We start from the raw sequence: 25,744 nt of genomic DNA on the forward strand, positions 1-25,744 counted from the left end.
ATACCTTTAAACCAGGAGAAAGGATTGAATGCCATGGCCAGAACCATCACTTGCAGCCAGATAACCGCAGCCGTGGAGCAGCTCTGCCGGGAGGCCAATTATTACCTGGGCGAAGACGTGCGCCAGTCCCTGGAAAAGGCCCTGGCGAGGGAGGTCTCACCCCCGGGTCGGGAAGTCTTAAAACAACTCCTGGACAATGCCACCATCGCCGCTACCGAGGAAGTGCCCATCTGCCAGGATACCGGGGTAGCCGTAATCTTCCTGGAACTGGGCCAGGATGTCCGGATTGAAGGCGGCTATCTTTACGACGCCATTAATGCCGGGGTCGCCCGGGGGTATACCGGCGGCTACCTGCGCAAATCCATGGTTTACCCGCCGGTAGACGGCAAGAACAGTGGCGATAACACGCCGGCAATAATCCACACCAGGATCGTACCCGGCGACCACCTGACTATAACCGTCGCCCCTAAAGGGGGCGGCAGCGAGAATATGAGCGCCGTGGGTATGCTTACCCCGGCTGCCGGGTACGAGGGGGTAAAAAAGTTTGTTGTCGAGACCGTAAAAAAGGCCGGGCCCAATCCCTGCCCCCCGATTGTCGTAGGAGTAGGTATTGGCGGCAACTTTGAAAAATGCGCCCTGCTGGCCAAGGAAGCCCTCCTGCGGCCCCTGGGCCAGCCTCATCCCCGTGAGGAAATAGCTGCCCTGGAAAAAGAGATCCTGGAGGCCATCAATTGCCTGGGGATAGGGCCCCAGGGCTTCGGCGGCCGGGTAACCGCCCTGGCGGTCCATATAGAGATTTATGCCCGGCACATTGCCAGCTTCCCCGTGGCCGTTAACATCCAGTGCCATGCCGCCCGCCACAAAAGCGTTACCCTGTAGGAGGTGAAAAAATGGCTACTAAGTATATCCGTACCCCCTTGACCGATGCTGAGGTCAGCGACCTGCGGGCCGGCGACCAGGTATTCCTCAGCGGGGTTATTTACGCCGCCAGGGACACGGCCCACAAGCGGTTAATCGCCCTCCTCGATCAGGGCGCCGCGCTGCCCGTGGACCTTAAGGGGCAGGTTATTTACTACGTCGGCCCGGCGCCGGCCAAACCAGGCCAGGCCATTGGCTCCGCCGGGCCCACCACCAGCGGCCGCATGGACCCCTATACGCCCCGCCTGATAGGCGAAGCTGGCCTTAAAGGAATGATTGGCAAGGGTTCGCGCTCGCCGGAAGTCAAAAAAGCCATCGTCGACCATAAGGCCGTTTACCTGGCCGCTGTAGGTGGAGCCGGGGCCCTGATTGCCAGAAGTATCAAGAGGGCTGAGGTAGTAGCCTACCCCGAGCTGGGGCCCGAAGCCATCCTGGCCCTGGAGGTGGATAACTTCCCGGCAACCGTCATCAATGATTGCTACGGTGCCGATCTCTATGAAGAAGCCATAGCCAGATATGCCTGCAAATAACATCAATAAATAACATCATAAAGGAGGAATACGACAAAGTGCTGACTAAAGAAGAACTACTGGCCAAGGCGCAAAAACCAGCGCAGGACGCCATGAAACTCCACCCCTTTTACCGTGGTAAAATGCAGACCCTGCCCCGCTGTGCCATACGTAACCTGGATGATTTCGCCATCTGGTACACCCCCGGGGTAGCCGAACCCTGCAAAGCCATAAATAAAAACAAGGAACTTGTTTACGAGTATACCAGCAAATGGAATACGGTGGCCGTTGTTTCCGATGGCACCAGGGTCCTGGGCCTGGGAGACATCGGCCCCGAGGCAGCCATGCCGGTTATGGAAGGCAAGGCTCTGATATTCAAGTACCTGGGTGGCGTAGATGCCGTGCCTATTTGCCTGGATACCAAAGACCCGGAAGCGATTATTCAAACGGTAAAATACCTCCAGCCTTCCTTCGGCGGCATTAACCTGGAGGACATTGCCCAGCCAAAATGTTTTGGTATCCTCGACCGCCTGCGCCAGGAAATGGAGATTCCTGTCTGGCACGACGACCAGCAGGGGACGGCAGCCGTCACCCTGGCCGGCCTGATTAACGCCCTCAAACTGGTAGGCAAGAAGATGAAGGAAGTCAAGATAGCCATGATTGGCTCAGGGGCGGCCAATATCCGCATTGCCCACGTGCTTATCAAAGCCGGCGTTACCCCGGGTAACATTTACATGACCGACAGCAAGGGGATTCTCAATCCCTCGCGTACCGAGCTTAAAGAAACTCATCAAGAAAAATGGGAAATGTGCCTCTTAACCAATGCCGAAGGCCGGGAAGGGGGTATTGCGGAAGCCATGCGGGGTACAGATGCAGTTATCGCCCTCTCCCAGCCCGGCCCCGACGTCATCAAGAAAGAATGGATTAAATCCATGGCTGAGGAAGCCATTGTCTTTGCCTGCGCCAACCCCATCCCCGAAATCTGGCCCTGGGAAGCTAAAGAAGCCGGTGCCAGGATTGTAGCCACCGGCCGTTCCGACTTCCCCAACCAGGTGAATAATTCATTGGGGTTCCCCGCCATCTTCCGCGGTGCCCTTGATGTCAGGGCGAAAACTATTACCGATGAGATGTGCATTGCTGCCGCCTATGAACTGGCTAAATACGCCGAGGATAAAGGCCTGCTGGCCGACGACTACCTCCTGCCCACCATGGACGAGTGGGAGGTCTATCCCCGGGAAGCGGCCGCCGTGGGGGCTAAAGCCGTAGAACAGGGAGTAGCCAGGATAAACCGTAGTTATGAAGAACTCTACGACCTGGCGTCAAATATAATCCAGGATGCCCAGGAAATGACCCGCTTGCTGATGAAACAGGGGTATATCCCGGAAGTACCGGAGTAAGCCACAGTAAATTATAACATCTGGTAGAAAAAATCATTTTAACGCCAGGATTTTTTTCATCGTCCTGGCGTTTTTTCTTTGAGGTTTCTCCCATTTCCCGAGAGGAACTCACCCCTTATGATACCCTCGTACATTACCTGGATTAGTCGCCCCCACATCAGCGGTGGGCGAGGCAGGGGCTTTGATGGCTATAGGACTGGAATAATATCCTCTTTTTAGCAGTAACTTCATTATGGCGGCTCCAAGTATTACACCCTTGCTCAAGCGGCAACCCTCAGGTTAAAATAAAGAAAAAGCTACCAGAAGTAAAATCGATACCAGAGGAATGGAGGTGCAGGGAAATGAGCATTGCCCCGGCGGAACTGGCAGCAGGCCGGGTACGGTACACTTATGAGGATTATTGCCGCCTGCCGGAAGGGTCGCCCTATCAGCTGATCGGGGGGGAACTGGTAATGACACCGTCGCCTACACCCTATCACCAGATGGTATCCATGAAATTGGAATTACAGCCCAACTTTGACACTAAAACTTCTATTTCAAGGGCTTAAAGACCACCAAGACTAGTAATATCAACGATCTTTCTCTACCGAAGTCGGCAAAACGTAGTGAAAACAAATCTGCCTTAGAGTATTTTCACGCCGGGCATCTCTTGGTATAATAGTAATGACGATAACCGAGGTGATGCCCCTTTGTTCCCCCGTATTATCACTACCAGGCGCGGCGGCCATACCTACCATTATCTGGTCCTGGTAGAATCCTACCGGGAAAAAGGCAAGGTAAAACAGCGCCAGGTTGGGCATTTAGGCAACATCGACCAGTATTCCCAGGAAGAGATACAGCGGCTTATTAATAAACTGCGGGAATTCCTTAAGGAAGATGAGCTGGGCACTGTTAAGGACCTCCAGACCTTCGGCACCAAGCATTATGGTATCCCCTATGTGGTGAATTTTTTCTGGGAGCGACTGGACCTGGACGCCTTCTTTAAAAACTATCTCCAAAATCGTCAAGTAGAGATGGATGTGGCCTTATGCACCAAGATTATGATTTTAAACCGCCTCATCGCTCCTAAAAGCAAGCTTGGAGTATCCCAATGGTTAAGGCAAATTTACCTGCCGGAACTGGAAGAGAAACAGCCTGAGTTGCATCATTTTTACCGTACTCTTGACGTCCTGGAAGAAATGAAGGATTATCTGGAACGCCACTTGTACAACCGGCTTACGGATCTCTTGAGTTATCAGCTTAACCTGGTGTTTTACGACTTGACCAGCAGCTACTTTGAAGGTACCCATTGCCCCCTGGCCAGGTTCGGTTATTCCCGCGACCACCGGCCGGACTGCCGGCAAATTAATATTGGCCTCCTGGTGACTCCGGAAGGCATGCCTATTGCCCACCAGGTATTTGAAGGTAATATACCTGATAAAGTAACCGTGGCTGGCGCCATCGAACAACTTAAGCAAAAGTTTGCCATCAAGAGCTGTATTTTCGTGGGCGACCGGGGTATGCTGACCAGTCATAATTTAGAAGAACTCAAGGAGGCTAACTTCCGTTATATCCTGGGCTTTCATAAACGCGGCCGGGAAGTGAGCGATGAACTACTGGCCAGGTACCAAAACCTCGAAGAATACCAGCTAATAGACGGCGATAACCCCCTCTTTTATGTGGAAGTACCACCAGAGCAGGTACAGGCTCCCCCTAAAGAAAACTTGGTAGAGGGAGAAGAGGAAGAAAAGGAAAACTTCGAGCCTCCGGTTCGCTATATCCTTTGCCACAATCCTCTCAAAGCCCAAGAGGATTATGAATTTCGGGTCAAAGCGATAGAAGAAGCCAGGATAAAATTGCAAGAGCTGAAAGACAGGCTGGCCCGGGAAACCCCGCGGCGGGGGCGCAAGCCTACCACAAAAGGAGTCATGCTTAAAGCAGCTGCTATCCTTAACAAGAAGGGCCTTGCTCCAATTTTTGATATTACTTATGACGGCAAGTCTTTCAACTTTGAAATTAATGAGCCGGCTCTGGCTAAAGAGGCTTTGCGGGACGGCAAATTTTTAATCCAGACTAATGCTGACCTGCCAGCTGAGGAGGTAATTGCCGCCTATAAAAACCTGCTCCAGGTAGAAACCGCCTTTCGCCATATCAAGGACTTCATTCGCTTGAGGCCTATCTACCACTACAACGAAAGTCGGGTTAAGGGACACATCTTTATATGTGTGCTGGCTTATCTCTTTGAAAAATGGCTGGAGGTGATACATCGCCGATATATTGAAGATGAGATTTTTAAGGCGAAACAAATCCCTGATCCTGAAAGTCAAGAAAGAGAGTTACGCCGCTGGAAGGTTGCCCATAAAAGCGGCCGCCGTATCCTGGAATTATTAGAAGAGATAAAGGCTGTTGACCAGCAGTTTCTTGATAAGCGGATTTATAGTATCACCCAGCCCGGACAAAGCCAGAGTGAATTGTTAAAAATTTTGGGCCTTCCACTTCCACCTAAAATTTTAACCTTCAGGTAGCCACTAAGAGCCCCAGAAAGGGGTTGTAGTGACAATTGTCCCTATGGACCCCTTGATTTTTAAGGGGCGGTGTCAAAGTTGGGTTACAGATGGCGGGCTTTGTCCTGGAGAAAGGGCTGGGTATTGTTTTATACGCCCCGGTTGATGTCTACCTGGACGAAGAAGAAACCTACCAGCCGGACATCATTTTTATTTCCAATGCAAGGCTGGCAATTATCGAAGAGAAGCGGATTAAAGGCGCCCCGGACCTGGTGGTGGAGATTCTCTCCCCCGGTACCGGTTATTACGACCTGCGCAGCAAGTATAAGGTTTACGAAAAGAGTGGCGTCAGGGAATACTGGATAGTCGATCCCCAGCAAAAATCGGTACAGGTTTTTTGCTTGCAGGAAGGCAAATTTACCCTGGACCAGGAAGTGGAGCAACAGGGGGCAGTCAAGTCACTGGTGATAGCTGGATTGGAAGTCCGGGTAGAAAGTATTTTCTAAGTTTCATTCCGGTGTAGCCTTTAGAGCCCTCTGCCCGGGAAGCAGAACCCGTCTCCCTTCCAAAACTCAGCTGTTTCATTTAATCCAAAGCTATTTCCAGATTGCTAATCATCTGTTCCACCTCCTGGGGGTTATTGGCATCCAGAATGCAGTCCACTTTTGCCTGTATGCTGGCAGGCTAACCCCTGGGGCAGTAGAAGCCGCAGGCCTGTCTTTCCGGCCGGACCTTCGCCACAGCTTTGACCAGGGCCTCTTTGCCAGCCAGCCAGATAAAGTCCGGGGCCTGGAGTTCCACCGGCACCCGGCGTTCCCCGGTAAGATAGAGGTCCAGGGTGGCCAGGCAGGCCGGTTTATTTTCCTCCCGGCCCAGGATCAAGGCATAATAGCGGCAACCCATGCAGGTGGCCGAGGCCCGGTCTTTAAGCCCCGGCAGCATCAGCCGGTGGCCTTCATACAAAGCGTTAGCTCCGCGCATAGAGGACACCCACCCCCGTCAGCCTGTTTGTGAGAGTGTTGGTTAAATTGTACAGATGAAAAGTCTAAAAAATAGGTAGGAGGCGTGACGCTAATATTTGCATCCCCCTTATTTTTTACTTGTATCCATGACATTAAAAGTATATACTATGTATAAACAAAGAAGGAGTGAAAATCGTTATGCAACCTCATGTGCAAAAGTGGGGCAATAGTTTAGGGATACGCATCCCTTTGTCACTGGCCCAAAAAATCGGCCTTAGAGAAGGCACACCGGTTGATTTGCAGGTAGATGAGGACGCGATAATTATCCGCCGCAAACATTACAGCCTGGAACAAATGCTAGCCCGGATTAAACCTGAAAATATTCATAGTGAAATAGATACCGGGCCTCAGGTTGGGCGGGAAATATGGTAAACGAGATGGAAACCTATATTCCCGAACGTGGTGATATAGTCTGGCTCCAGTTTGATCCCCGGGCAGGACATGAGCAAGCTGGCAGGCGGCCGGCGTTGGTAATTTCACCGCAACTTTATAACGGCAAAGTGGGGCTGGCCCTTTTTTGCCCAGTTACTACAAAGGCGAAGGGTTATCCCTTTGAAGTAGAGATACCGGCTGGTTTAAAGATTACTGGAGTAATCCTGGCAGACCAGGTAAAAAGCCTGGACTGGCGGGCAAGGGAGGCGCAATTTGCCTGCAAAGTCCCGGCAGGGGTGGTAGCAGAAGTCCAGGCTAAAGTTCAGCTGTTGATTTCCTGAGTTACAAGAGAATGGCGAGCAGCAAATGGCTGCTGCGGAGAAGGCGGCCGGGAAAATAGGGCAGGTACTTTAATACAGCTTTATGGTTGCTGTGTTCATTAAACGGAGTGGGTACGGCGATGGTACGGTGATGTTCGTCTTAACCGGTTAAGTGCAATTTAAATAGCCGGGTATTAGACCTCAGGGTGCCGGCTTTAAAGCCAGAAAGGGGATAACGGAAGACCATCCATAATATTACGCCACTTCAATTTGCTCTCATGCCGCTTTTTTCGGGATATATTCGACATTTGACAGGGAGTACCTGCTTTTTAGGTGAGTCCGTGGAAAAATCCAATTCAGATTCTTCTATTGCATATGGCGCTGTAAGGTTGTAGTTAAACTAAATACCTTGCCTGGTGAAGCAAGGTTGATTTTCCTGACACCTTGAGGTACTATAACTTCGTATGGAAAAAGCTGTATAAGAAAGTGAGATTGAATTAAGAGGTAGTACCATGAAGAAAAGAATACCTGAACCCATGAATAAGGCTATAAAAGAATTCTCCACTCTCTTGAAAAAACAGCTAGGGCCAAAACTTTTAGATACTCGCTTATTTGGTTCAGTAGCGCGAGGTACTTTTACGCCCGAATCCGATATTGATATTCTTGTAATTATCCAGGACGAGAATAAAATTACCAGGGATACAATCATAGAGACAGCGGTAGATATTAATTTAAAATATGACGTGGTAATATCACCAGTAATTATTTCAGCAGAACGTTTTTCCAGGCCTCTATTCCAGGAAACTTACTTTTATAAATCCATCCAAAAAGAAGGCATCCCGTTATGAGTATGGATTTATGTCGGTGGCGGTTTGAAAAAGCCATGAGCCGGGAGTAATAAGCAAAAAGGCCAGTAAAACCCTATCAACGGTGTTTACGATGCGCTCAGAGGCTGATTATGATGACTTCAAAAGTTTTACTCTTCAAGAGGTTACGGAAGCGAAAGATGCAGTAAGGGCATTAATTGACGAAGTTTCCGCTTATTTAAATGCTATCTCTTAACCTTATAAAAGCTACCCCAATAGAACGAGGTTATTACCATTATTTTTTATCCCTCCCGCTAGCAGGAACTCCCGTGTCTTTCGGCGAATAGCAAATGTGGGTCAAAAAACCACCAGGGGGTTCAGTATGCTAGCCATTATTAATTCTGTTGTCCTCGTAGGCCTGGAGGGGCACAGGGTCAGGGTAGAGGTGGACATCAGTAACGGTTTGCCTCTTTGTGAGAGTGTTGGTCAAATTGTATACACAAAAAGTTTACTTGAAAAGTAGAGGCTTCGAGGCAGACAACGATGATATGGTGACAGGGGCTGTTCCCTGGCCACCATCTCCCCAGCAAAACCTCTGGGTCCCTTCGGACCCAGGAGGGCCGCCCAAATCCCAGTTCCAGCTTAGCTTAAGCGTATTCCTGCGTAGGCTATCTCGGACATTAGGACTGCCTCAAATTATATCCGCCGTATCCCACCTTTTTAAACTCTCTTCTGGTAAAAAAGGTTACCATCCTTGACATCATTCCGCGGGCATAATATAATTAAGCAAACGGGTAATTTGGGGAATTTGGGGTTTATCTTATCGCCCATCGCCAACTTCTTATGCCAACTATCCCGGTAACCTTATTATAAGGTAGGAAGTGACCGGATGCTCTATAAATTGAACAAGTTAATTGCTAAGTATTTTTTGTGGCTTTTGGGGAAACCTGTCATTACCGGGCAAGAAAATATCCCCCGCACAGGCCCGGTGATTGTGGTGGCCAACCACACCAGCCTCCTGGACGGCTTCCTTTTGGCGGCTTTTTGGCCGCGTCGGATTACGTTTCTGTCAGCAGCCTACCTGTTCAGGTTGCCGGTAGTGGGAGCGTTTTTACGCGCTATGGGAGCCATTCCGGTGCAAAACGAGGGGAGTGAGCTGGCGGGAATGAGGGCCGCCTTACGGGTATTGCAGAAGGGGGGTACACTGGCCCTTTTTCCTGAGGGCCAGGTTGGTGTAGGGAATAAGCTTGGTCCATTCCAAACGGGATGGACGTATTTGGCCCTGAAGACAGGTGCCCCGGTGGTACCGGCAGCGATTAAGGGGACTGAATCAGTACTGCCTTTAGGCGCCTTCTTCCCGCGCCGCGGTAAGATCTACATGCAAATCGGGGCTCCGTGGACACTGGAAAAAGTGCGGCGACCGGGGCAGGAAACGATGACGGCTTTGAACATGAGACTGGTCAGCCATATGGAGCAAATGTTGAATGAGAATTAGTCTATCGCCGGAGGTCGGTGAGAATGGAAGCAAGGCAGCATACTAGAGGAAGGCCGCGATTAGGCTTGGCCCTGGGGGGCGGTGGTGCCAGGGGCTATGCCCACTTAGGGGTTCTCAAGGCTCTACAGGAAGCAAACATTCCTATTGACGTTATCGCTGGGACCAGTATGGGGGCGGTAGTTGGTGCCGCCTATGCCTCCGGGTACCAGATCGAAGAATTGGTGGATATGGCTCTGCAGATGCGCTGGCGACAGTTGTTTGGCCTGGCAGACCCGACGCTACCCCGCCAGGGCGTGATTGCCGGCAAACGGTTGGAAAGGTACTTTGAAACCTTAACCCGGGGGAGGGACTTTAATCAACTCGAAAAAACTTTAGTCGTCGTGGCCACCGACATAACTACAGGAGAAGAAGTGCGCCTTAACTCCGGGCCGGTGGCCCGGGCTTTGCGGGCCAGCACCGCAGTGCCGGGCGTCTTTTGCCCGGTCGAGTCAGGGAATCGCTTGCTGGTTGATGGGTCTATAACCACACCAGTGCCTGTGAGAGTAGCTGCGGATGCGGGGGCAGAGGTGGTGGTAGCTGTTGATGTATGCTCGCCGGTGGACCGGACTGATGTCCTGGTGCAGGCATGGAAGTGGTTAAAGGAGATACCTTTCAGGCAAACTTATTGCCTGGCGGGGGTACCGGGTTTCTTACACTTCCTGAAGCCGGGATTGCCCGAGAGTATCAACATTGTTGGCCGTTCACTGGAACTGTACGACCGTTACCTGAAGGTTTCCTCGCCAGGGACGCCCTCCGTGCATTACTGGCTGTTGAAGCCGGCAGTGGAAAATGTAAGGTGGTACGAGTTTCACCGGGTCAGGGAGTGTATCCAGGCAGGGGAAGCTGTTGGAAGGCAGGTGGTCGATCAGGTCAACATCTTGCTGGAAACAGGGGACTTTGCTGAGGGGACCGGCCATCAAACTGGATGGACAAAAAAGGTAACGGGAGGAGAGCAATGAAGCCTGGGAGCGATATTTCAGTAATGATAGCCGGTACCGGCGCCGCCGTACTGGACCAAAATACAAACAGAGGAGGTAGGCGGGAAATGGTTTGAATGGAATATATATCTAGAAAGTTTGGTGTCCACTAAAAAAGCGTAGAGGAGGAACTCCGTGATGAAAAAATGGGGAGCTAACCTGGAATTTGCCAAGCGGTACGTAGGTGAGAAAGTATTAAGGGAGTTGTTAAGCTATCTGAGCAGGGACCCGGTCCATCACCTTGAGCAACTGCTCAGCCTTGGTAAACTTATAGCCCGGCGGGAGGAACATAAGCAAAATGTGGCTGCCTTAGAAAAGGCGATTATTGATAACCCGGCAGTACGACAACTGACGGAGGGGATATTGAAGGATACCCATCCCAACGTATTGCAACGGTTATTATATAACTTTTTTATCAATTCAATGCTAATGGGCGTGCCCAGGCAGTTACATTTGTCACAAACTATGGGATTCAACGTACCCCATACTATCCTGGTAGATCCCACCAGCGCCTGCAACCTGCGGTGCGAGGGGTGCTGGGCCGGCGCTTACGCCCACCACGACGAGCTTGATTACGAGCGCCTGGACCGCCTCTGCAGCGAGGCCAAGGAACTGGGGATTTATTGGATGGTGATGTCCGGCGGCGAACCCTTCATGTACCCGCGCTTGTTCGACCTGGCCGCCAAGCATAGCGACATGGCTTTCATGCTGTATACCAACGGTACCAGGATTGATGACCGGGTAGCGGACCAGATCGTGGCGGTGGGCAACCTGTCCCCGGCCTTCAGCCTGGAAGGTTGGGAGGACAGGACCGACCGCCGGCGGGGGCCGGGGGTATTTAAAAAAGTGACCGCCGCCATGGACCGGCTGCGGGAGCGGGGAGCGGTCTTCGGCGTGTCCCTTACCGCCACCCGGGAGAACGTGGAAGAAATAACATCCGACGCATTTGTGGACTTCCTGGTGGAGAAAGGGGCCAGGTATGGCTGGATCTTCCACTATATCCCCATCGGCCGCAACCCTAACCCGGACCTGATGCTGGCGCCGGAGCAGCGATCCTACATGGCCACGCGCGTACCCGCCATCCGCAGGAACAAGCCCCTTGTGCTGGCCGACTTCTGGAACGACGGGGAATTTACCCAGGGGTGCATTGCCGGCGGGCGGCGGTACTTCCACGTTACCGCCAGCGGCGCGGTGGAGCCGTGTGCTTTTGTCCACTTCTCCACGCACAACATCAAAGATCACAGTCTAAAGGAGATTTTGCGCTCACCGTTGTTTACCGCCTTCCAAAAAAGGCAGCCTTTCTGCGGCGACCACCTGCGGCCCTGTCCCATTATCGACGTGCCTGCCGCCCTCCGGGATATCGTGGCGGAAAGCGGGGCCAGGCCCACCCACGACGGCGCCGGCGACGTGCTGAAAGGGGAAGTAGGCGAATTCTTGGACCGGCGGGCGGCGGCCTGGGCGGAGGCGGTAGCGCAGCTACGGTCCCGGCAAGCCTCGAAGACCGTATCCTGAACTGAAAACAAGCTTTGTTTCGTTAAAATGATACCGCCCTTGACGGGGCCGGCACAGGGGGGTGATAATATTAATTGAGAGCAATAACTAACCTGGGGGAGGAAAATATAATGCGCATCACCCGGCGGCGCCTGGACTTCCTGCAAAAGATTAAACAGCTTTACGAAGCTACCAACTTGCCGGTGCATTACGCGCGGGTGGCCGAACTGCTGGGAGTCAGCAAGTGGAGCGCTTACGAGATGCTGAAAACATTGGAAAAGGAAGGTTTTTTGGCCAGCCAGTACGAAGTGAACCAGGGAGAAAAGTTTCCCGGCCGGGCGATGGTGCTGTTCGCGCCTACCCGCCTGGCTGAGGCGGTGCTGTCAGGGAAAACCCTGGAGGAGAAGGTTCCTGTTAAGGAATGGCGGCAAGTTAAAGAACGGTTGTTGTCCCTGTGCGAAGAACTGAAAAAGAACAATCCCAGGGAATTGATCGAACAACTGATGGCGGAACTGCCCGGCCTGGAACGCCCTTTGATTTTCAGTGCGTATATGATTACTCTCTTGATCGTACTATTGCAAACCCTGAGTGAAAAAAGCATCTCGCTTATCAAAAACGTGGTGATGAATGCGGTCAAGGAGGAAATAGGACTGGCCATATTTGCCGGCGCCGTCTTGGGCAGTATGATGAAAACAGCCACCCAATTTCCACTGCTATCCCAGATTGTCAGCTATATGGGCAGATTTCAGATCAACCTGGCTGAACTCAATAAATCTGAACAAGCACTCCTGATGGACTTCCTGGAGAAGGGGTTGGAAAAAGCAACATAATTCTCTTGGCAAGATATTTGGGGATATAGGGGATATTGGCGATACTGGGGTTAACTAATGAGAGATTTGACAGATATTAGCATTACAAAAAATTGAGGAGGAGTAATACATGAAAGAATTGGTACGCAAGGCCTTTGCCCTGGGTTGGGGAGCCATAGCCTTAACCAGGGAAGCGGCGGAAAAATTGGTGGACGAACTGGTGAAAAAAGGGGAAATGGGCCGGGAAGAGGCCAGGGAACTGGTAAATGACCTGCTGGAACGGGGTAAAAAAGAGCGGGAAGAGGTACAAAAAGTCATCCGCCAGGAAATGGAGCGAGTGCTGGGTGAATTAAACCTGCCCTCCCGGGACGACCTGTTGCGGCTGGAAGAAAAGGTAGACCGGCTGCTACAGCGGGGTGAGGAGAAGTAGGTGAGCCGCCATAGTGAGGAGGGATTAGCAAAATTTGCACCCCTGCCTCCTCGTCTACTGCCAGCGCCTGGCAATATACGTTGCCTCTTACAGCGCAGAGGGGCGTTACCTCTTGCGTTACGGTAAAACGCCCGGTAAAGAATATACCCTCTTCTACGCGCAACTTTAGCCAATTAAAGCGAAGGCCAGCCGGGGTTATAATCGTCGTCAGGGCGGCCAGGGTCCGTTTCCCTCGTCCGGGAGGAGATGATTTCCCTTTGATCTCCACAACAAGGATACGATCGCCTTTTGCGAAGAAGTGTCAAGGTCAATTGCAGCCAGCCGGTAATAAATAGCCTCGGCAACTTCATCCAGGGTGTGTTTACATTTTATTATAACGGATGTGGTATAAATTGAAGGGCAGGTGTCCTCATCCAGGAAATTTCCCCGGATAACATTGGCACCGGCGGCAGACCGCTTTCCGAATTACACACTTATCGGTAGACTTGAGGTGGGAATATGGCTGCCGGTAAAATAGTTGAATTTAAAGAGGGATATTCTAAATATTTGCTGGGCCTTTTGCTGGTATTATTATTGAGCTGGCTGGGCCTCAACCTGGCGGGCGATTTTAACCTGACACGCCTCATCCAGGGCTGGCAACTCATGGATCTCCCCCTAGTCATTGGGGCCTGCCTGTTGACCGCCAGCCTGTGGCTGATAGAAACCTTAAGGATGCAGGTTCTATTAAGGTTGGCCGGCACCAGGCTGTCGTTCTTTAAAGTCCTACAGGTTAACCTGGCCTTTGCTTTTGCCGGGGCGGTAACCCCGGCAGGGATGGGGGCTACACCGGCCCTGGTTTATTTTTTCTTCCGCCAGGGGGTAAAATTGGAAGCTGCCATGGCTGTGGCTACGGCCAGGATGCTGTTAAGCATGCTTTTTTTCGCCATCGTCAATCCCCTGGTGCTTTTCCTCTTGCGTAAAGAATTGGGTTTATCACCCCTGGTGGTCAAATTAACTCTAACCGGGGTGATAAGTGTATCTTTACTGGGGCTGGGTTTTATCTTTATGTCCCTGCAAATCCAGAGAATTGCTTTTCTGCTTAAACCCCTCCTACCGGAGCGTTGGGGCCAGCCTTTTTATGACACAGCCGTTTCTTTCCGTAACGCCTGGAGCCGGTTACTTGTTGCCAGGGAGCCCCTGGCCCTGATTGCTTTGAGTCTACTAACCATGCTCTACTGGGCCGGATTTTTTACCATTGGCTGGCTCCTGGCCCTGGACCTGGGGGCCACCATCTCCTGGACGGTAATGGTAGGGCGGCAAATGATTTTATATTTCCTGCTTTCCTGTTTGCCCTTGCCCGGTGGCAGCGGTATAGCCGAGATGGGCTACAGGGCTTTGTTTGCCCATGCCGTAGTACCTGGGTACGCCGGCATCCTGGTGGCCTGGTGGCGCTTTTTAACGTTTTACATAAATTTAATTATCGGCGGCCTGGTTTTCTGGCGGTTGGTGAAGACGTAAATCAAGGGCTCTTCGGGATATATGCTTGTGGCTTAACCTATAACCTGGTCCTGAACCTGGCCGGCGGCGTGATCGGGATGCTCGCCGGCCTTACCAGCAACCGCCTGGTTTCCCGCCTGGCCGGCAGTCATCGCCCCGGCCTCTATCCTGCTGGCCATGGGCTTTGCGGTCCTGGTGGGGATATTCTTTGGCTACTACCTGGCCCGCAAGGCCGCCACTGCCAACCCCATCGAAGCCCTGCGCTATGAGTGGGCTAAAAAAAGTAGCCCCCTGCAGCCTTACAGTTAACTTATTTTATCATGATGGTATGATATTAACTTCTATAACTAATTTTGCCGGTTCGTTTGCTAACAACAAGACTTCTCTGCAGAGCGATCTCAGGCTGACCAACAAGCCCAAGAGTAAATAATTTAGGCCTCTAAATGGGGTCTTTTCTTTTTTCACCGCCTTAGCAGGAACTCCCGTGTCTTTCGGCGAATAGCAAAAGTTGGGTAGAAAACCACCGGGGGGGTCAGTCATGCTAGCCATTGTCAATTCCGTCGTCCTGGTAGGCCTGGAGGGCCAAAGTGTACGGGTGGAGGTCGATATTAGCAGCGGATTGCCCGTTTGTGAGAGTGTTGGTCAAATTTTATATACGAAATGTTTACCTGAAAACCAGAAGCTTCAAGGTAAACAAAGATGATGACTACAGGGGGTTATCCCGTTCGTCGTAGATTTTCGGGACGGCCATTTTCGCGATTTTTAAGCGCTTTGCATGGTGATGGATTATTCTGGGAACAACTTCTTGCACATCGCATCCTTCAGTATGGACAGTTCACGATAGCCGTTAATCCGGTGGAAACCTTTTTCAGCCTCGAGATAAGAAGCTGCCATCCAGCGAAGTATCTGCTCGCCGTTTTGCTACCTCTTAACTTTGTTTGGGCAAGGAAATGCTGACATCAAAGTAGTGGCCAACGGTGAGGCGGTTTCTATTTTCGGGAACAGGTGTCTCTTTGCCGGAGGTGACGGTCGGGGGGCAAGCTGCGGGACAGCTAATGGGTCGCTGGTGGAGCAGATGAAGAAGTTATCGCAGATGGGAGTAAACTTTGTAGCGTGTCGGAACGCTCTTAAAGGTCAGTCTATCGACGAGGACAGCCTCCCCAACTTTCTGATAGTTGTTGTCATTTAGCATATTAAATTAACCACCGTTTTTCAAATTAAAGTAACTCACGCCGCCGGCACAAACTGCAAGATTATCAAATTACAGCACCCCAAATTCTCAGGAATTGCACATTAGCACAATAAAAGCCACAAAGAAAAAAGCCGCTCAACGCGGCCTAAAAAGAAGGGGCCTTGAACCGTTCCGCCAATTTTTTATCAAGGGCAGCCAGGCGTTTTCTCTGGAAATCAAATCCTTGTTCCAGTTGCAACTGGCAAATAAAGCTGTAATAATGGGGTTCCTCGCGGGCGGTATAGAAAGACTCCAGGTATTTTAGCAATTCAGCGTAAAGGTCGCGGGCGAAATCCAATACCGGGCGTTCCAATTCCTCACCGTAGGACCCAAAAGTATTCGCCCAGAGGACGAAAGCCAGGATCTCCAGGAGACTTTCCACGTCTCTGGGGGAAGCAAGCTTAAGCATAGCCACCACCCTTAGAGGCCAATTTCGGCAGCTGCCTGGCGGACCACATCAGCACTAATCAGCTGGGCTTTAAGCTGGGCGCCCCAGAGGAGGGAAGTCAGGGCCAGGTTGTTCACCAGGCGCGGCCAGCCGCGGGAGCGAGAAGCGATGGCCTCGACGGCAGGCGGCTCAAATAAAGGCCTGGTAGCCCCCACCAGGGATAAATGGTGCTCCAGGTAGGCGCCCACCTCCTCACGGTTTAAAGGTTCCACCTGGAAGCGAACCACCAGGCGTTGGGCCAGAGACTGGGTCTGGTTCAACTCCAAGCGGCTCAACAAAAAAGGCAAGCCGGCCAGGACCAGGATAAAAGGATTAAAGGCGTCCATGGCGAAATTAAAGAGCAGGGCCAGGTCCAGCAGGAATTTGGGGTTAGCCAGGTGCATCTCATCCAGGATGAAGACGGGCGTAATCTTTTTATCCCGGAAGAACACCTGGACCGCCTGCTGGATCTGGTGAAAAAGGTCAATCTTGCGGAAAGACGGTTCTTCCCCCAGGCCCCGGGCCAAACCGCGGTAAAAATCCATGACCGTCCCTGTGGCCAGGGGCAAATAAATAACCTTAAAGAGGGCCGGGTTTAAATTAGCACAAAAGACCCGCAAGGCAAAGGTCTTACCGGCTCCCGGTTCCCCCACCAGGACCCCCATGCCCCGGACGCGGGATAAATACTCCAGCCGGGCCCTCGTTTCTTTTAAACTGCAGGAAAGGAAGGCATCCTGGGGTTTTAGCTCCTTGCCAAAAGGAGCCCCTTTTAAGCCATAAAAAGCCTGGTACATTCTAGTTTTGGCCCCCTCCCTGTAAGCTGGCAAAAGAAAGTTTGCTCTCCCGCTTTGCCCGGGCGTTAACACTGAGCGCCACCGGCTGTGCCACCGCCACCTCTTTACCGGCCACAAAAATCAAGACCCGCTCCAGTTTTTCCGGGTCAAAGCGCACCTCCACCCGGTTGCCGATAAATTGAGGCGGCACCTCAAAAAGGCGCTTGTTAATGGAGATAGTAGCATCATGATGTACCCGCCGTTCCTCCCGCTTGAAAAAAAGCGGCTCCAGAACAGCCGGGTCGCTCACCATCTTAACCTGGCTGAACTGGGACATAAACTTATCCAGGGGGCTCATACCCAAAGCACTGTGGACCTGGCGGTGATAATCTTCCTCCAGCCACTGCCAGAAAGAGCGGTTCAAGTTATCCAGAGATTTAAGGTGTTCATCTTTAACCAGGGGCAAGAAACGCTGCCTGACGGTCAAGAAGAACCTTTCGATCTTACCCTTGCTCTGCGGGTCATAGGGTTTAGTATTGATCAAGGCTATCCCCAGGGCCGCGCAGGCCAGCTGCAGCTGCTCCGAACGATAGATTTTACCATTATCCACGTAGACCATCTGCGGAATGCCCCGGCGTAAGATAGCCTCCTTGAAGACCACCTTCAAAGACTCAAACTTCTCGGAAGTAAAAAACTGGGCAAAAGTCACCAGGCGGGAACAATCATCGATAAAAGCAAAGAGGAAAGTAGCCACCTTTTTGTTGCCAACGCGAAGGTAAGGCCCGGCCGCCACATCCCCCTGCCAGAGGGTATTCACCGTATCATAGGCAAAGCGTTTCCGTTCCGGCTCCCGCCGCATCTCCCGGCCTAAAAGCCCCCTGGATTTCAGGAAACGGTAAATGGTAGCGTAAGAAACGGCGTCCGGTAAAATAACACCTTTAGCCACCAGTTGTTCATAAAAGACAGAAGCCGGACAGGAACGCTCCTCCTGGCGCAGGGCCAGGAGTTGCTCCTGTAACTCCGGGGATAAGGCCCGCGGCCTTCCCCGGTCAGAACGCCTTTTCGGTTTTAACCCCTCAAACCCCTCGCGGCGGTAATCCCTGAGCCAGCTGGCAATGGTCTGGGGGCTATAGTCGCAGAGGCCATAATACGGTACTTCATGGGGTCTGGCCGTAATACTCTCCAGGTAGGCCTTCCTGCTGGCTACCTGACCCTGCAACAACGGCGCAATCAAGCTAAAGCGAAAAAGAGCGATATTTTCCCGGTCCTTCTCGTCCATCACAACCCCTCCCCAGGATTTAAGGTTAACCGGTCCGGTCATTTACCAGTTTAACCTTAACCTGTCCCCCAGGACAGGCAAAAGGTGTGTGGTGGCTAATGTAGCAGGGAGGCTTTACGGAACCGGGGAAAGCATGGTAAAATTAATTAGCCATAAAATTGCGCCGGAAATGATTATGGAACCTTTGGGAAAAGGTTTCGGCGTTGGGGAACGCGGCAATCATTTCCAGCAATTTTATGGCCCTTTGTTTAAATTCCGGCGGGATTATTTCCTGGTAACCCTGCTCCCGGAAGAAGGCCTGGATGCAATTCATGTTCTTCGCCCAACGGCGGCGGTAGAACTGGAGCAGCTGGTAGTAAATAAGGAGGCGGGCCTTGGAGAAGAAATATATGAGACAGTCCAGAATGAACTTAAGGGAATACTGGTAATACGGCAGGAGAAAGGAAGGCAAAAGAGAGAAGGTGTGCCGGCAGGAGCGGCACCAAAAGCGGCAGATGGGCAGCTGTAGCCACTTTTCCGAGTCACTACCGGCATTACGCCAGTAAAAACCATGCCGCTTTAGAGCCTGCCGGGCCATACAGATAGGGCAAGACTCTATGACGGGAAACTCATTTTTCTTACCCCGGGCAGCATAATCCTCCAGGGAAATACCGAAATTGTATACCAGTTGCATAAACAGCCCCCCAGAATAATTTGCTAAAATTATATCACTTTGGGGGAACTGTTACATGTTATCTCGATATTTTAAATTGATAAAGTTAGGACTAGTTTTAAGGATGATAGTGTGCTAAATGACAAGTTGTACCGGCCGGCATAACAGAAATTGCTAAGAAACAGGCTGCAGGGTATGCCTACATCAAGCCCTGATTATGTGTCCGCATGGAGGGGAAGTGAGAAACTTCCCCTTTTTGTAACTCGATCGTACGGTAACAAAAAAGAGGGGCCCGACCCAGCATAATATAGGAGGCCAATAAAATCGATGGAAGGAATTGTAGATTCTAACCCCCTAATTTTGGACATCAGGCACAAAATACGGTTATATCGTTTTCGGCTCTGATTTCCGAATACCCTGGTTTATTCCTGGTTGTCGAGGCCGTTTCATCTTGACTAAGGCAAGGTGGTGACGACAGCCTCGTTTGAATATGCTGATGTTCCTGCTAGATTGAAGGCCAGTACCCGGTAGGTGTAGGTGGTGTTGGCCTCGACGTGGGTATCGGTATAGGCCGTTGCTCCCACCATCAGGGTGGTGACCCGCAAAAACGGCCCGCCTCCCGCCCGGCGCTCCAAAACGACCCCCTCTTTATCCGCAGCGTTGTTTATCCAGGTAAGTTCAACCTGCCCCGGCAAAGCCGCCGTGGCCGTCAAATTTGACGGGGGCTGCGGAGGAGCCCCCCATGGGGGCTGGCGCCCCCTCCACGACACATGAAATAGGTGATAGTATAAGTTAAAACACTGCCATGAAAAGGATCGATTTCGCTCTGGTGCCGGACAAGGAGCCCGAGGAGGAGTCTGATCCAGACACCTTTAGGAACCACGAACTGTAAAGCAGGCCTCAACAAGGTAAAGTACCCGCCTTGGAAGGCTGAGCACGTGGAGGAGATTCTTAGACCATGGAGGTGTCTCTTGGCAGTAGTTAAATAAAAAATAAAAAAGAAAGAGGGGAAAGCAAGAAACCACGAAATGGAAGTAGTGTATGAACGCTGCTGTGGGCTAGATGTCCACAAGAAAAAGGTAGTGGCGTGTCTGATCACGCCAGGAGAAAAACAACTAAAACAAGAAATAAGAACCTTTGGCACCATGACCGAAGACTTAGAAGGGTTACGGGGATGGCTTTTAGAAAACGGAGTTACTGCCGTAGCCATGGAAAGCACCGGAGTATATTGGAAACCGATATACAACATTTTAGAAGGCCAAATACCAGAATTAATATTGATCAACCCCGAACACTTTAAAGCCTTAAAGGGGAAGAAAACCGACTGCAAAGACGCGGTGTGGCTAGCCGAACTTTTAAGGCATGGCCTGCTAGCAGGAAGCTTTATCCCGCCGAAAGAAATAAGGGAATTAAGGGAGTTAACCAGGTATAGGGCGGCTTTGGTAGCAGAACACAGCCGCGAGGTGCAAAGGGTCCAAAAGCAGCTAGAAAACAGCAATATCAAATTAAGTTCAGTAGCCACAGATATCATGGGCGTATCAGGGCGAGAGATACTAAAAGCGATGCTTAACGGGAACGAAGATCCAAAAGAACTAGCGCAAATGGCCAGGGGGAAATTACGCAAGAAGATACCAGAACTAGAAAAAGCCCTGGAGGGGAAAATAGAAGAACATACCCGGCTATTGTTGAAACAACAACTAGAGCACCTGGAGTTTTTAGAGCAACAAATCGAAGAACTAAATGCCGAAATCGAAAAAAGGATGGAGCCTTTTTTCGAAGAAGCGGGGAGACTAGCTGAAGTAAACGGCATAAAAAAAGAAGCAGCCCAGGATATAATTGCCGAAATAGGCGTCGACATGACCCCCTTTCCTGATGCTGACCATTTAGCCTCATGGGCAGGGGTCTGTCCCGGTAACAACGAAAGTGCCGGTAAACGAAAGAGTGGGAAAACCCGTAAAGGAAATCAACACTTAAGAGCAATATTAGTCCAATGTTCCTGGGCCGCAATACGAACAAAAGACAGCTATCTCTCCGCGAAATATCGTCGATTAGCGCCACGACTAGGCAAGAAAAAAGCCCTGCTAGCCATCGCCCATAGTCTGATAAAAATTATCTACCATCTCCTAAAAGATAAAGCCCATTACCAGGATCCAGGACCAAACTACTATACCAAAGAAGAACGAGAACGCCGAATAAGGCGGTTAGTAAAGCAAATAGAAGCCCAAGGTTACACAGTAACTCTAGAAGAAAAGCCTTCTGTTGCCTAGTTTTAAAAAAAGCCAAAGGAAAGATAAATGCTAGGTGCAAGCATGCAATGGTAAAAAGACACATTTTAGTATAGCTATACCGCCAGAGTAAAGTTTATACAGCAATAACGCACACTAATTATTTCCACTAAAGTGAAATATGGGCTGAACTGTAAGCCTTAGTGATTTCGGAGGAGTTACAGGAAAGGCCGGGCGAACATCAACAAGGGCCATCATCCCGCCGGGGTAATCGTCGTTATTGACCAGGTGCAAAAGATCCCGGTCGTATAGATAATGCTCCCCTTCCGGGGGCGTGAAGACCAGGTCGGCGCTCTGCCCGGCGCCTAAGGTTATGGCGTTCTTATCGTAAGTAGCGTCAAGCAAGGGACTGCGGCGGGGCCGGCCGTCCTCGGCCACAACGCGCGCCGGCCCTTCCTGGAAGGCCAGGGTGTGGGCAAGGAAGCCGGCATTAATTAAGCGGAGCAGTACCCGCTGGCCGGCAAGGACGGGGACGCGGGAGGTGAGGGGTTGCGTGGATGTATCGGGTGGGGCCACACAGTCCGGGAAGGAGCGCCCGTTTACCAGCCAATACTGCGGGGCGTAGTTCAACGGGTTGTATACGGCGCCGGTGGCGATAACTTCGTGCGCCGCGCGGTCGAATTCGCTGAGCAGAATAACAGCCTCAACGTCGTAACCGCTGCCGGTATCTGCCCCGTAGGCGGTATAATAGTTGGGGCTGGCAGGGTCGTCCCAGCAGGCCGGCCTTACGATGAGCGCGCCGTACAGGCCCATCTGGACCTGACGCTCGGGACTGGTGCCGCTTTCATAGCGAAAGGTACCCGGGCGGTAGGCGGGAAAACTATAGACCACACTCCTTCCTGGCGCGGCGAAGCGAGTGAGCGAAACCAGCCGGCCGCCGGCGTCGAGGACCGGTTCCGGGGCAATCTCCTGCCCCGGAAAAGTAAGAGAGACAGGTTCATTTAGCATATTATGAAGCGTTATTTCTACCATATCGCCGACCGTGGCTTCAAGCACAGGTCCCGGCACTTGAGGCGCGGCGGTCGGACTGGCAGCCAGGCCCCAGATAACGGCGGGGAAACCACCGGGTAGCGAAACGATGCCCGGACGTGCCCAGAGTTCTATGCTTACCAGCATACCTTTATCTCCTTTCGCGAGTACTATTTGCACGGCTGTTTCTTTGCAGCCTGCCGACCTCCGGCCCGAGAGTACCGGCTGGAAAGATGCCGATCATGGTCATCATCTCCCCGGGGAATTCGTGGTGCTGCCGTCGTCATTGAGCCGGTAGAGGTTGACGGTTACGTTGGGGATGCCCGGTTCGTAGTCCTCGGCCACCGCGTAGCGGGGGTTGAGTTCGTTGCACATCGTCGCGTAATAAACGATTCCCGAGATGCCCCCCTGGAGTTCGTCGTCGGGTGTTCCCCCAAGTCCGTCCGGTCCCGGTAGCGGGTATTCCCGCATCCCCCAATCGATGCGGTTCGTTTTCGCCGCCCACGTCAGGACCGCCAGGGTAAGGGCGCGGGGATGGGTCGTAGTGGGCCGCGGCGGGGTGATCCCGTAATCGGGAGTAGCGGTCGCAGCGGTGCGCCCGAACCGGTCGAAGCCCAGTTCCGCCACAGCGAACCGCTCGAGTTCGAAAACTTCGTTGAAAGAGTAGCGACCGTCGAGTTCGGTTACGGTGGCATACTGCCCACTGCCGTCTTTGAAGCGCGTGCCCACGGGGACATTGGGGATACCTTCCTCGATATAGTTCCCGACGGCATCCGTATCGCGTACGCCGTTGCCGTTCTCGTCCCGGAAGACCATGCCGCTGATCCAGCCGAACCAGCGCGGGATCCCGATATCGCCCATATCAATCGTTTCACCATCGGCAATCTGTACAGTACGGAAGGAGATGATGTGGTCGAGGGGTTCATCCCAGATGGCCATTTGATAGAGGCCCGCAGGAACGTTGGTGATGGTAAAGGTTCCGTCAGGGTTGCCCCGGCCGGTATAGACCTGCTCGTCGGTGCGGCCGATATCGGTAAGAGCGATCCAGGGCCGGTCGACGGGTCCGCCGAGGGTCAGGGGCCTGACTGGCGGTGTGAACTCGATGATCGTACGGACGCGGCCGGTGATCGTGCCCGTTCCCGCTCCGGGGGCGAACTCCTTCGGCCTGACAAAACCGAACCAGACGAGGGGTGCCTTGAAACCCTCGCGCGGGCTATACCCGTCGTTGCCTTCTTCAATCCAGGCGTCAATGACGTGGGTACCCTCGATGGTTGTGGTCTGGATCCAGTCGCTGCCGTCGGGCGGGATCGCCTGCACCCCGTACTTGCCCGGCGGCAGGTTTTCAATGACGGCGTCGCCGTTTTCATCCGTCCGGATTATGCCGCCGGTGTTCGGCACCGGGATCGGTTTCCCGTCCGGACCGATAATCAGGTTGCCGCCGGCGTCCCGCTTGTAAACCGTTCCGAGGGGGTTGCCGAAATAGTCGACCGTAACCTCGCCGGTGGCATCTGCAAGCACGATGCGGAACCCCGGCAGGCCGTGTTCGAGGGGGAAGTCATCCTCGCCGTTGACCGGGTGGATATCTTCGAAAACGTGGACGCGGATTTTGGCAAGCGGCAGAGGGTGGGGCTGCAACTCAACGGTCAGCGTGCTGTCACGCTTCAGGTTGATCCAGTTACCCCCGAGCTTGTAGCCGGGAGCCAGGACGGAGACAAGGTATTTGCCGGCCGGCAGGAAGACGGTGGGGTGCCTGGAGTCCCCTGTGGCCACGACCGCACTGTGGCTGGCGCCGGGCTTCAACGAAGGCCAGTTGGCCGGAACGGGGTCGAAAGGATCCCCCACGTTGTCCTGGTTGACGATAAATTTGAAATTCGTTATGCGTATACCTGTACCTACTTGCGAGACAGTTACTGTGAGTTGAAAAATGCCTATTTGCTTAGTGGGACTTCTACTGGATATTACTGGCTGCTTTGAAATAATATCCATATTGTCCCAACCTCCGGTTAAAACTCTGGATTATCTTATTCTTATTCTTATTGTTATAAATAGGTTACTGAGGTTCGAAACCAATGCGCTAATCACCTGTATCTGTGGGGAAGTTTGTTCCCGTCTGGCGGAGGAGTGGGTACGGGCCGCCTTTCCTCAACCTACCCATAACTTCGACCCCCAACGCCTGGTGGCCTGGTGGGGTGCTCTACTGGGAAGTCGAGTATTAGAAGAACATTTGACTGAGCACAAACTTGAGGTGGCGTAAGATGATAAAGGTAAGCCATTAATATTGGCGAAGTCTTTTATTGTCTTGTCAAGAACGATCAAAGTAAACTGCTGCATCCTTTTTGTCAGACATTAAAAGGAGAGTATTTCCGGCTGGTGCAAGAGTCCGGTGGCGGATGGCGGACAGGCAGTCCTATAGATATAAAATAGAACAGGGAGGCGATGCCGCTTCCCTGTTTACGATCTTGCCTTATAGTACTTTTTGGCAAAAGCCGCCCCCAACTATTTTACTGGGGCGGGATTTGCGGCTCGGAAAAGGACGGTGGTTGCGGGTTGTGTAGGGAGGACCCCACATAGCTGCCGGGTGTGGACAGGTTGAAAAAGAGCCGGGCGTCCTTGTCCACACCCCAGTCCTGGGTGGAGCCGGTACCCTGGACCTTCTGGAAGCATTCCCGGAACATGGTGTTGTGCGCCTCTTCCCTGTTCAACAGGAAATCGATCATCTGCCGCACATACCGATCCGCGATTTGCCGGTGCAGATATTCATAAACAACCTTGGCACGTTGTTCGGCGGCGATGTTGGAAAGCAGGTCTGCGGGCAGGTCACCGGTGGCTTCAATGTAAGACGCGGTCCACACCTGGCCGGAGGCGTTGCTGTAAAAGGGATTGAGTCCGGTCGTTACATGCGCCTGAACATTGCCGATGGTGGCGTTCATGGCCTGAGGTTCATGGCCGTTCAAGAGGTTGACTGCTGTACATACCATTTCCAGGTGACTGAGTTCCTCTGCGGCGATGTCAAGGAAAATATCCTTGATGGCCGGGTCTTGAATGCGAAAACTTTGGGCCAGGTATTGTAACCCGGCTTTCAACTCACCGTGGGGACCCCCGATTTGCTCCTGCAAAAGCGCCGCGTAGTTTGGGTTCGGCCGTTCCACACGCACCATTTCTAGCAGCTTCTTATCGTGCTTGAACATGTTATTCCCCCTTTCTTTCTTAGTCTATTATCCCTTGCTGGGCTTCATGATATGTACTCTGGTGAAGCATGTTTAATTTAATGAAGATTAAATCAGGAACTGTGTACATCCCCGGAAATTCTCTGGCCGCATGTATCTCCTGGCCGTTACTCCGGCGGCGCCCGGTGGAGGAGCCTGGTCCGGCAGCTATCGGGATGCCTGGGGTTGCCGTTATGATAGATAACTGGGGGAACCTAAGGGTGCCCCTGGTATAGGCTATCTCGGGCATCGGGGCTGCTACAAATTATAACCGCCCGTGACCGGGAACCTTTTAGCATATAAAAGCGTCATATTTAATAAAGACCTCTAAAACCAATTAGACCGCATTATTAACCGCCGTTCACCTGGAAAAGATCT

Annotated in this window: 28 protein-coding genes and 2 pseudogenes; 18 read left to right on the plus strand and 12 right to left on the minus strand. The window is 52.2% G+C overall.

Translation table 11 applies throughout. The features are described 5' to 3' along the window. The first annotated feature begins 33 nt into the window (after positions 1-33). The 6 genes and pseudogenes from MGLY_RS12840 to MGLY_RS12865 all read left to right on the plus strand — a co-directional run bounded on the left by MGLY_RS12840 (position 34) and on the right by MGLY_RS12865 (position 5,813). The gene (locus MGLY_RS12840; RefSeq protein WP_156276437.1) at positions 34-879 is read left to right on the plus strand and encodes a fumarate hydratase; all 846 of its coding nucleotides are present in this window, start codon (positions 34-36) and stop codon (positions 877-879) included. A gap of 11 nt (positions 880-890) precedes the next feature. Further along, a complete protein-coding gene (locus MGLY_RS12845; protein WP_156274438.1) occupies positions 891-1,448 on the plus strand; it encodes a Fe-S-containing hydro-lyase in 558 nt (185 codons plus the stop codon). 38 nt (positions 1,449-1,486) lie between these two features. After that, a complete protein-coding gene (locus MGLY_RS12850) occupies positions 1,487-2,824 on the plus strand; it encodes an NAD(P)-dependent malic enzyme (RefSeq protein WP_277997856.1) in 1,338 nt (445 codons plus the stop codon). A 341-nt stretch (positions 2,825-3,165) separates the two neighbouring features. After that, positions 3,166-3,333: pseudogene (locus tag MGLY_RS12855) on the plus strand (Uma2 family endonuclease); the annotation flags it as partial. A gap of 180 nt (positions 3,334-3,513) precedes the next feature. After that, on the plus strand, positions 3,514-5,328 hold the full coding sequence (locus tag MGLY_RS12860) for an IS1634 family transposase (RefSeq protein WP_156272643.1): 1,815 nt from the start codon (positions 3,514-3,516) through the stop codon (positions 5,326-5,328). 89 nt (positions 5,329-5,417) lie between these two features. After that, complete coding sequence (locus tag MGLY_RS12865) at positions 5,418-5,813, plus strand: Uma2 family endonuclease (protein WP_156274440.1); 396 nt, start codon at positions 5,418-5,420, stop codon at positions 5,811-5,813. Between the two features lie 178 nt (positions 5,814-5,991). Here MGLY_RS12865 and MGLY_RS12870 read toward each other — a convergent pair whose 3' ends face one another. Further along, complete coding sequence (locus tag MGLY_RS12870; protein ID WP_156274442.1) at positions 5,992-6,288, minus strand: hypothetical protein; 297 nt, start codon at positions 6,286-6,288, stop codon at positions 5,992-5,994. Between the two features lie 179 nt (positions 6,289-6,467). Here MGLY_RS12870 and MGLY_RS12875 point away from each other — a divergent pair, with 179 nt between their 5' ends. The 9 genes from MGLY_RS12875 (at position 6,468) to MGLY_RS12920 (ending at position 14,565) form a co-directional block, all read left to right on the plus strand. Beyond that, entirely contained in the window at positions 6,468-6,701 is a 234-nt protein-coding gene (locus MGLY_RS12875; RefSeq protein ID WP_170291227.1) for an AbrB/MazE/SpoVT family DNA-binding domain-containing protein, read from the plus strand. Further along, entirely contained in the window at positions 6,695-7,042 is a 348-nt protein-coding gene (gene mazF / locus MGLY_RS12880; RefSeq protein WP_156274446.1) for an endoribonuclease MazF, read from the plus strand. The genes MGLY_RS12875 and mazF overlap by 7 nt, the downstream gene beginning before the upstream one ends. A gap of 491 nt (positions 7,043-7,533) precedes the next feature. Continuing rightward, positions 7,534-7,869: a nucleotidyltransferase family protein gene (locus tag MGLY_RS12885; RefSeq protein ID WP_156274448.1), complete on the plus strand. Its 336-nt coding sequence runs from the start codon at positions 7,534-7,536 to the stop codon at positions 7,867-7,869. A gap of 847 nt (positions 7,870-8,716) precedes the next feature. Then, complete coding sequence (locus MGLY_RS12895) at positions 8,717-9,322, plus strand: lysophospholipid acyltransferase family protein (protein WP_156274450.1); 606 nt, start codon at positions 8,717-8,719, stop codon at positions 9,320-9,322. Between the two features lie 23 nt (positions 9,323-9,345). Further along, positions 9,346-10,320, plus strand: a complete 975-nt coding sequence (locus tag MGLY_RS12900) for a patatin-like phospholipase family protein (RefSeq protein WP_156274452.1) — start codon at positions 9,346-9,348, stop codon at positions 10,318-10,320. Positions 10,321-10,476: 156 nt separating this feature from the next. Then, a complete protein-coding gene (locus MGLY_RS12905) occupies positions 10,477-11,850 on the plus strand; it encodes a radical SAM/SPASM domain-containing protein (RefSeq protein WP_156274454.1) in 1,374 nt (457 codons plus the stop codon). 110 nt (positions 11,851-11,960) lie between these two features. Further along, positions 11,961-12,659: a helix-turn-helix domain-containing protein gene (locus MGLY_RS12910; protein ID WP_156274456.1), complete on the plus strand. Its 699-nt coding sequence runs from the start codon at positions 11,961-11,963 to the stop codon at positions 12,657-12,659. Positions 12,660-12,768: 109 nt separating this feature from the next. After that, positions 12,769-13,068, plus strand: coding sequence for a phasin family protein (locus MGLY_RS12915; protein WP_156274458.1), 300 nt, complete (start codon positions 12,769-12,771; stop codon positions 13,066-13,068). Between the two features lie 498 nt (positions 13,069-13,566). Beyond that, on the plus strand, positions 13,567-14,565 hold the full coding sequence (locus MGLY_RS12920) for a lysylphosphatidylglycerol synthase transmembrane domain-containing protein (protein ID WP_156274460.1): 999 nt from the start codon (positions 13,567-13,569) through the stop codon (positions 14,563-14,565). A gap of 32 nt (positions 14,566-14,597) precedes the next feature. Here the strand turns inward: MGLY_RS12920 and MGLY_RS18580 are convergent, their stop codons facing one another. Continuing rightward, a complete protein-coding gene (locus MGLY_RS18580; RefSeq protein ID WP_277997857.1) occupies positions 14,598-14,723 on the minus strand; it encodes a hypothetical protein in 126 nt (41 codons plus the stop codon). Between MGLY_RS18580 and MGLY_RS17840 the strand changes: the two genes are divergently transcribed. After that, positions 14,722-14,853, plus strand: a complete 132-nt coding sequence (locus MGLY_RS17840; RefSeq protein ID WP_170291075.1) for an ABC transporter permease — start codon at positions 14,722-14,724, stop codon at positions 14,851-14,853. The genes MGLY_RS18580 and MGLY_RS17840 overlap by 2 nt on opposite strands. A gap of 477 nt (positions 14,854-15,330) precedes the next feature. Here MGLY_RS17840 and MGLY_RS18850 read toward each other — a convergent pair. After that, positions 15,331-15,465, minus strand: a pseudogene (locus tag MGLY_RS18850) (IS256 family transposase); the annotation flags it as partial. Between the two features lie 13 nt (positions 15,466-15,478). Here MGLY_RS18850 and MGLY_RS18855 point away from each other — a divergent pair. Further along, positions 15,479-15,733: a DsrE family protein gene (locus MGLY_RS18855; protein ID WP_422880094.1), complete on the plus strand. Its 255-nt coding sequence runs from the start codon at positions 15,479-15,481 to the stop codon at positions 15,731-15,733. A gap of 148 nt (positions 15,734-15,881) precedes the next feature. Here the strand turns inward: MGLY_RS18855 and MGLY_RS12930 are convergent, their stop codons facing one another. From MGLY_RS12930 to MGLY_RS12950, 5 genes are all read right to left on the minus strand, one after another. After that, positions 15,882-16,184: a hypothetical protein gene (locus MGLY_RS12930; RefSeq protein ID WP_156273088.1), complete on the minus strand. Its 303-nt coding sequence runs from the start codon at positions 16,182-16,184 to the stop codon at positions 15,882-15,884. Positions 16,185-16,195: 11 nt separating this feature from the next. Further along, a complete protein-coding gene (locus MGLY_RS12935; RefSeq protein ID WP_156271579.1) occupies positions 16,196-16,996 on the minus strand; it encodes an ExeA family protein in 801 nt (266 codons plus the stop codon). A 1-nt stretch (position 16,997) separates the two neighbouring features. Continuing rightward, positions 16,998-18,254 (minus strand): helix-turn-helix domain-containing protein, encoded by a 1,257-nt coding sequence (locus MGLY_RS12940; RefSeq protein WP_156271578.1) that lies wholly within the window; start codon positions 18,252-18,254, stop codon positions 16,998-17,000. Positions 18,255-18,396: 142 nt separating this feature from the next. Next, entirely contained in the window at positions 18,397-18,927 is a 531-nt protein-coding gene (locus tag MGLY_RS18860; RefSeq protein WP_422880088.1) for a DUF6431 domain-containing protein, read from the minus strand. Positions 18,928-19,361: 434 nt separating this feature from the next. Further along, positions 19,362-19,619 (minus strand): fibronectin type III domain-containing protein, encoded by a 258-nt coding sequence (locus MGLY_RS12950; RefSeq protein WP_170291076.1) that lies wholly within the window; start codon positions 19,617-19,619, stop codon positions 19,362-19,364. Between the two features lie 315 nt (positions 19,620-19,934). Here MGLY_RS12950 and MGLY_RS12955 point away from each other — a divergent pair, with 315 nt between their 5' ends. Next, entirely contained in the window at positions 19,935-21,173 is a 1,239-nt protein-coding gene (locus MGLY_RS12955) for an IS110 family RNA-guided transposase (RefSeq protein ID WP_156271235.1), read from the plus strand. A gap of 114 nt (positions 21,174-21,287) precedes the next feature. Here the strand turns inward: MGLY_RS12955 and MGLY_RS12960 are convergent, their stop codons facing one another. From MGLY_RS12960 to MGLY_RS12975, 4 genes are all read right to left on the minus strand, one after another. Next, complete coding sequence (locus MGLY_RS12960; protein WP_156274464.1) at positions 21,288-22,307, minus strand: multicopper oxidase family protein; 1,020 nt, start codon at positions 22,305-22,307, stop codon at positions 21,288-21,290. A 102-nt stretch (positions 22,308-22,409) separates the two neighbouring features. Continuing rightward, a complete protein-coding gene (locus MGLY_RS12965; protein ID WP_211661883.1) occupies positions 22,410-23,960 on the minus strand; it encodes a peptidase associated/transthyretin-like domain-containing protein in 1,551 nt (516 codons plus the stop codon). Between the two features lie 701 nt (positions 23,961-24,661). Beyond that, the gene (locus MGLY_RS12970) at positions 24,662-25,348 is read right to left on the minus strand and encodes a manganese catalase family protein (protein ID WP_156274466.1); all 687 of its coding nucleotides are present in this window, start codon (positions 25,346-25,348) and stop codon (positions 24,662-24,664) included. A gap of 19 nt (positions 25,349-25,367) precedes the next feature. Beyond that, positions 25,368-25,616, minus strand: a complete 249-nt coding sequence (locus MGLY_RS12975) for a hypothetical protein (protein ID WP_156274468.1) — start codon at positions 25,614-25,616, stop codon at positions 25,368-25,370. Between the last annotated feature and the right edge of the window lie 128 nt (positions 25,617-25,744).

It is taken from the genome of Moorella glycerini, from assembly GCF_009735625.1.
In the GTDB taxonomy this organism is placed as follows: Bacteria; Bacillota; DSM-521; order Neomoorellales; family Neomoorellaceae; genus Neomoorella; species Neomoorella glycerini.